The organism is Roseateles sp. (genome assembly GCF_044373315.1).
Classification (GTDB): domain Bacteria; phylum Pseudomonadota; class Gammaproteobacteria; order Burkholderiales; family Burkholderiaceae_C; genus JACDQM01.
Genome location: NZ_JBILQK010000141.1, coordinates 1 through 6036 on the forward strand (window position 1 = coordinate 1; position 6036 = coordinate 6036).

5 protein-coding genes are annotated in these 6036 nt (G+C 66.3%); all 5 read left to right on the top strand.

Features of this window, described 5'->3' with window-relative positions:
• A partial coding sequence (locus tag ACIQ67_RS18805) for a flagellar biosynthesis protein FlhB (RefSeq protein WP_397535908.1) occupies positions 1 to 635 on the top strand: 635 nt, incomplete at its 5' end.
• An 8-nt stretch (positions 636 to 643) separates the two neighbouring features.
• Positions 644 to 2728, top strand: a complete 2085-nt coding sequence (gene flhA, locus ACIQ67_RS18810) for a flagellar biosynthesis protein FlhA (RefSeq protein WP_397535911.1) — start codon at positions 644 to 646, stop codon at positions 2726 to 2728.
• Positions 2725 to 4338, top strand: a complete 1614-nt coding sequence (flhF, locus tag ACIQ67_RS18815) for a flagellar biosynthesis protein FlhF (protein ID WP_397535909.1) — start codon at positions 2725 to 2727, stop codon at positions 4336 to 4338. Before flhA ends, flhF begins: the two co-directional genes overlap by 4 nt.
• 19 nt (positions 4339 to 4357) lie before the next feature.
• Positions 4358 to 5164, top strand: coding sequence for a MinD/ParA family protein (locus tag ACIQ67_RS18820; protein WP_397535910.1), 807 nt, complete (start codon positions 4358 to 4360; stop codon positions 5162 to 5164).
• A 19-nt stretch (positions 5165 to 5183) separates the two neighbouring features.
• Positions 5184 to 5897 carry an RNA polymerase sigma factor FliA gene (locus ACIQ67_RS18825; protein ID WP_397535912.1) on the top strand — a complete coding sequence of 238 codons (714 nt, stop codon included), beginning with the start codon at positions 5184 to 5186 and terminating at the stop codon, positions 5895 to 5897.
• Positions 5898 to 6036: the final 139 nt, after the last annotated feature.

The following is a 6036-nucleotide window of genomic DNA, read 5'->3' on the forward strand; positions in this document are numbered from 1 at the left end:
CGCTGGCCTATGCCGGACAGCAGCTGATGAGTGGCCTCGGCCTGGTGGCCCTGGCCCTGGCCCTGTTTGCCGTGATCGACGTGCCGCTGCAGCGTCATCTCTTTCTGAAGCGCCTGCGCATGTCGCACGAAGAGGCGAAGAAGGAGATGAAGGAGCAGGAGGGCAATATGGAGATCAAGGCCAAGATGCGCGCCAAGATGCGCGAGATGGCCAAGCGTCGCATGCTCGCCGCTGTACCGCAGGCCGACCTGGTGGTGATGAACCCGACCCACTATGCGGTCGCGCTCAAGTACGAGGAAGGCAAGATGGCTGCGCCCAAGGTTGTGGCCAAGGGTGCCGACCTGCTGGCCATGAAGATCCGCGATCTGGCCACCGACGCCAAGGTGCCGGTGCTGCAGTCGCCAGTGCTGGCGCGTGCGCTCTATGCCCATGCCGAGCTGGACCGCGAAATTCCCGCAGCCCTGTTTGCCGCCGTGGCGCAGGTGCTGGCCTATGTCTATCAGCTCAAGGCCGCGATGGCCGGCCGTGGCACGACGCCTGTCATGCCCAACCCGCCGGTTCCGCCTGAGCTTGACCCGCACAACAAGCCGGTGGCCAAGCGCGACGGCGACGACGCTCTGGAGGATGAGGCATGAATGCGCTGATGGCCCAAGTGCAGGCTTTGCTGGGTCCGCGTGCCGCGGTCATCAGCGCCCTGGGAGCACCGCTGGCGGTGATCCTGGTGCTGTCGATGATGGTGCTGCCGCTGCCGCCCTTTGTGCTCGACTTGTTCTTCACCTTCAACATCGCCATGGCCATCATGGTGATGATGGTGGCCTCGCACATGGTGCGTCCGCTGGACTTCGCTGCCTTCCCGACGGTGCTGCTGCTCACCACGCTGATGCGCCTGTCGCTCAACGTCGCCTCCACCCGGGTGGTGCTGCTCGAAGGCCATACCGGGCCGGGCGCGGCGGGACAGGTGATCGAGGCCTTCGGCCACTTCCTGATCGGCGGCAATTTCGCGGTCGGCCTGATCGTGTTCGCGATCCTGGTGGTGATCAACTTCATTGTGGTCACCAAGGGTGCCGAGCGCATCGCCGAGGTCGGCGCGCGCTTCACGCTGGATGCAATGCCTGGCAAGCAGATGGCGGTGGACGCCGACCTGAACGCCGGTCTGATCGATGAGAAAGAGGCCAAGCGCCGCCGCGCCGAACTCAGCGACGAAGCGGACTTCTTCGGCTCCATGGACGGTGCCAGCAAGTTCGTGCGCGGTGACGCGATCGCCGGCATCCTGATCCTGGTCATCACCATCGTCGGTGGATTCATCATCGGCGTGGTTCAGCATGGACTGTCGGCCGGGCAGGCTGCGGATGCCTACGTGCTGCTGGCGGTCGGCGATGCGCTGGTGGCGCAGATCCCCGGCCTGCTGATCTCGGTGGCTGCCGCCATGGTGGTGTCGCGCGTCGGCAAGGACAAGGACATCGGCTCGATGATCGGCCGCCAGGTCTTCGGCTCGGTCAAGTCGCTGGCCATCACGGCCGGCGTGATCGGTCTGCTGGGCGTGATCCCGGGCATGCCACATATGGTCTTCCTGTTGATCGCAGGCGGGCTGGGCTATGCCGCCTGGTGGCTGCGTCGCAAGGAACAGGCGGCCGAGGCGGCCGCCAAGGCGCCGGCCCTGCCGAGCGCTGCCTCGCCGGAGGCCAATGTCGAGGCCAGCTGGGACGATCTGGTGCCAGTGGACACGCTGGGCCTGGAAGTTGGCTACCGCCTGATCACCCTGGTGGACAAGAGCAAGGAAGGCGATCTTCTCAGCCGGATCAAGGGCGTTCGCCGCAAGTTCGCGCAGGAAGTCGGCTTCCTGCCGCCTTCGGTGCATATCCGTGACAACCTGGAATTGCGACCCAGCCAGTACCGCATCACGCTGCGCGGTGCGGTCATCGGTGAGGCCGAGGCCTTCCCCGGCATGTGGCTGGCGATCAATCCGGGCCATGCCAGCCAGAAGCTGATCGGTACCCAAACCACCGACCCGGCCTTCGGCCTGCCGGCGGTGTGGATCGAGGATCGCCAGCGGGATATGGCCCAAATGGCGGGATTTACCGTGGTTGATTGCTCGACCGTCGTGGCGACCCATCTTTCACACTTGATGCAAGTCCACGCGGCCCGTCTCCTGGGTCGGGTGGAGACCCAGCAGCTGGTGGAACACCTCACCAAGCAGGCCCCGCAACTGATCGAAGACGTGATACCCAAAATGGTCGGCATCGCCACACTGCAAAGAATTCTCCAGCTGCTGCTGGAAGAGGGCGTGCACATCCGCGACATGCGTTCCATCGTCGAGTCCATCGCCGAGAACGCCGCCGTGGTCAGCGACCCGGCCGAACTGGCCCGCCGTATCCGTACCCACATCGCTCCGGCCATCGTGCAGCAGATCTACGGCCCGGTGAAAGAGCTGGATGTGATCGCGCTGGAGCCGGAGCTGGAACGCCTGGTGACCCAGGCCCTGAATTCGCCCCATGGCGCTGCGCTCGATCCAGGCGTGGCCGACACGCTGGCGCGCAGTGCCGCAGAGACCAGTCAGACGCAGGAAGACCGCGGTGTGCCGGCCTGCCTGCTGGTGCCGGATGCGATCCGCGCACCGATGGCCCGCCTGCTCAAGCGTGCCGCGCCGCGCCTGAAGGTGCTGGCGCACAGCGAGATTCCTGAAACCCACACCATCCGCATCGGCTCGATCATTGGAGGCACGGCATGAATGTGAAGCGCTTTACCGCCCGTACCTCCCGGGAGGCCATGGCCCTGGTTCGCCAGGCCTTTGGCGACGATGCCGTCGTGCTGTCCAACAAGCCTTGCGCCGAAGGCGTCGAGGTGCTGGCGATGGCTCCCGAGGGCATGTCCCAGATCGAAAAAGTGGCCGCGCAGGCGCCCAAGGTCAGCGCGCCCAGCCGCGTGCAGGCCCGCCCGGCTGCGGCTGCGCAGGCGCCCGCCGCCAAGTCCGGCCGACTGGCCGAGCGTGCGGCCCGCCAGGTGCCCAATGTCGACGTCAATGACGATGTGCAGGCGCTGGCGATGAGCACCTTGTCCTTCCAGGACTATGTGCGCGAGCGCATGCTGAAGCGCCGCCAAGCCGAACTCAGCGGCCGCACCGAACCCAGCCTGGATGCCGCGACTGCTGCTGCGCAGCAGCCGGAACTGCCACCCGAGGGCGTGGCTTCGCTGGCGACCTTGCGCAAGCAGCGCGCTGAAGCGGCGATGCAGGCCATGGCACCGCGCCGCCCTGAATCCAGCCCGCCACCCGCCCCGGCACGCTCGGCACCGCCGGTGCTGCGTGACGAGATCCGCGTGCCACAGGGCACCCGGTCGCGCGAGATGCCCGATCTGGCCAGTGCGCCTGGACGCCGCGACCAGCAGGACATGATGAACGAGCTGCGTTCGATGAAGGGCCTGATCGAGGAGCGCTTTGGCGCCCTGGCCTTCATGGAGAAGCTGCAGCGTCAACCCGCTCAGGCCCGCCTGACCCAGAAGCTGCTGGATGTGGGCTTCTCGCCCGCCCTGGTGCGCAAGCTGGCGGAAGGCCTGCCGGCCGACTTCAAGCAGGGTGCGCCTGACGAGACGGCCTGGGCCGCCAATGTGCTGGCGCGCAACCTGATCACCGATGAGAACAATCCGCCGCTGGAAGAGCAGGGCGGCGTGTTCGCGCTGATCGGCTCCACCGGCGTGGGCAAGACCACGACGACGGCCAAGATTGCCGCTGCCTTCGCCACCCGCCACGGTGCGAGCCAGCTGGGCTTGATCACGCTGGACGCCTATCGTGTCGGCGCTCATGAGCAGCTGCGCGCTTATGGCCGCATCCTCGGCGTGCCGGTTCACACCGCCCACGACCGCACTTCGCTGGAAGATCTGCTGGATCTGCTGGCGGGCAAGAAGATGGTGCTGATCGATACCGCCGGCATGGCGCAGCGCGACAGCCGCACGACTGAGTTGCTGGACATGTTGTCGCACCGCAGCCTGCGCAAGATCCTGGTGCTGAACGCTGCCCAACAGGGCGAGACCATCGAAGACGTGGCCTTGGCCTGGCGCGCTTCCGAGTGCCAGGGCGTGGTGCTGTCCAAGATCGACGAGGCTGTCAAGCTGGCGCCGGCACTGGATACGCTGATTCGCCACAAGCTCAAGGTGCTGGGTGTCACCAATGGCCAGCGCGTGCCGGAAGACTGGCACCGCCTGTCGGCTCCGGCGCTGGTGCAACGGGCGCTTCGCAGTACGGCCGCCGCGGCCTGGCGCATGGACAGCGCCGACATCAATCTGATCTTCGCCGGCGGTCCTGCGCTGGCTGCCGCCCAGCCTTCGGCTCTGGGCGCTTTCTGACCCCGAAGAGACAGCCACCATGCGTGACGCCTTCCGCCCCAATCCCGTGCAAGACCAAGCCGATGGTCTGCGCCGCTTGTTCGCCAGTTCCCGCGTGCGCTACATCCCGGTTCTGAGCAACCCGCATGTGCTGAGCTCGGGCGTCCTGCTCGAAGGCCTGTGCGCCGCCTTTGCCGAGCTGGGCCTGCACACGCTGGTGGTCGACGCTGGCGAGATGTCGCCGCAGCCGACTGAACTGGCACAAGTGGACCTGGGGGCCTGCGTCGAACACCTGTCCGCGCATGTTTCCTATCTGGCCGCACGCGGCTTGCCGCTGCGCCACATCAATGCCCATGGCTCAGCGGCCCAGTTCCTGGAAGTGGTGGCCGATGCCGCACCGTTCGCCGATGTCGTGCTGCTGCATGCCAGCGCTGCCGAGCTGGCGCGCATGGTGGCCAGCCGCGAGGTGCGCCCGGTGCTGCTGGCCGACACCGATGCCCAGAGCGTCACGCATGCCTATGCCGGCATGAAGTGGCTGTCGCAGCGCGCCGGCCTGATGGTCTACAGCCTCTTGATGGCCTGCCCGCCTCAGCTGCGTCTGGCCGAACGGATTGCCCAGCAGATCAGCTCCTGTGCCGACGGTTTCCTCGGTGCGGTGCTGCGCGACTGGGCCTGCATGGATCCGCGCCAGCCGGCATCAGCGCCGATGGCACCCGAGTTGCGCTACCTGGCCCGCGAGTTGCTGATGGCGGCGCCCCCCGGGGCGATGCTGGAGGCGCCGGCCGATGCGATGCCGCTGCGTCCGCTGCTGCGCAAGTCCCGTGCCGACGCTGTCGCTGCCCTCTGAAAAGCCGCTGGAGCTGATCATGTATACCGCCAAAGGTCGCCTCGATAACTCCTCCCTGATCCGCCAGCACAGCCCGCTGGTGCGACGGCTGGCTCATCAGATGATCGCCAAGCTGCCGGCCAATGTGGAGCTGGACGATCTGATCCAGGTCGGCCTGATCGGCCTGACTGATGCGCTGTCGCGCTTCGATGCAGCGCAGGGCGTGCAGTTCGAGACCTTCGCCACCCAGCGCATCCGTGGCGCCATGCTCGACGAATTGCGCGGCGGTGACTGGATGAGCCGCGGCACGCGCCGCCAGCAGCGTTCGATCGAGAGCGCCGTGCACAAGCTGGAACAGCGCCTGGGCCGCGCGCCTCAGGAAAGCGAGATTGCCGCCGAGATGGGGATGAGCCTGGGCGAGTACCAGGACCTGCTGTCCAAGGTTCGCGGCACACAGCTGGTGTTTCTGGAAGACATGTCCGGCGACGAAGGCGACGAGGACTACCTCGACCGCCACGTGGCCGACGAGTCCTGCAATCCGATGGCCATGCTGCAGGACCACCGCATGCGTGAAGCCCTGGTGGCTGCCATCAAGAACCTGCCAGAGCGCGAGCAATTCGTCATGTCCATGTATTACGAACATGACATGAACCTGAAAGAGATTGCTGCTGTCTTAAAAGTCACAGAGTCCCGCGTTTGCCAGCTGCACAGCCAGGCGATTGCGCGCTTGCGCGTTAAGCTCCGCGACTGGTGAGGACCCCGGAAGCGGCCGCAATGAGCCGCACGGTCGCCAGGAGACAAGGACCATGTTTGATCGCTTGCGTGGGCGCAGCTTGCCAACGAGTGAGCCAGCGCCTCTGACGGAGTCGGCAGGTTTGGAGCGCGCTGCGCTC

Bases quoted from the DNA above. Each gene is read 5' to 3' on its own strand.
- flhA (WP_397535911.1), top strand. From the start codon at position 644: ATGGCCCAAGTGCAGGCTTTGCTGGGTCCGCGTGCCGCGGTCATCAGC.
- flhF (WP_397535909.1), top strand. From the start codon at position 2,725: ATGAATGTGAAGCGCTTTACCGCCCGTACCTCCCGGGAGGCCATGGCC.
- ACIQ67_RS18820 (WP_397535910.1), top strand. From the start codon at position 4,358: ATGCGTGACGCCTTCCGCCCCAATCCCGTGCAAGACCAAGCCGATGGT.
- ACIQ67_RS18825 (WP_397535912.1), top strand. From the start codon at position 5,184: ATGTATACCGCCAAAGGTCGCCTCGATAACTCCTCCCTGATCCGCCAG.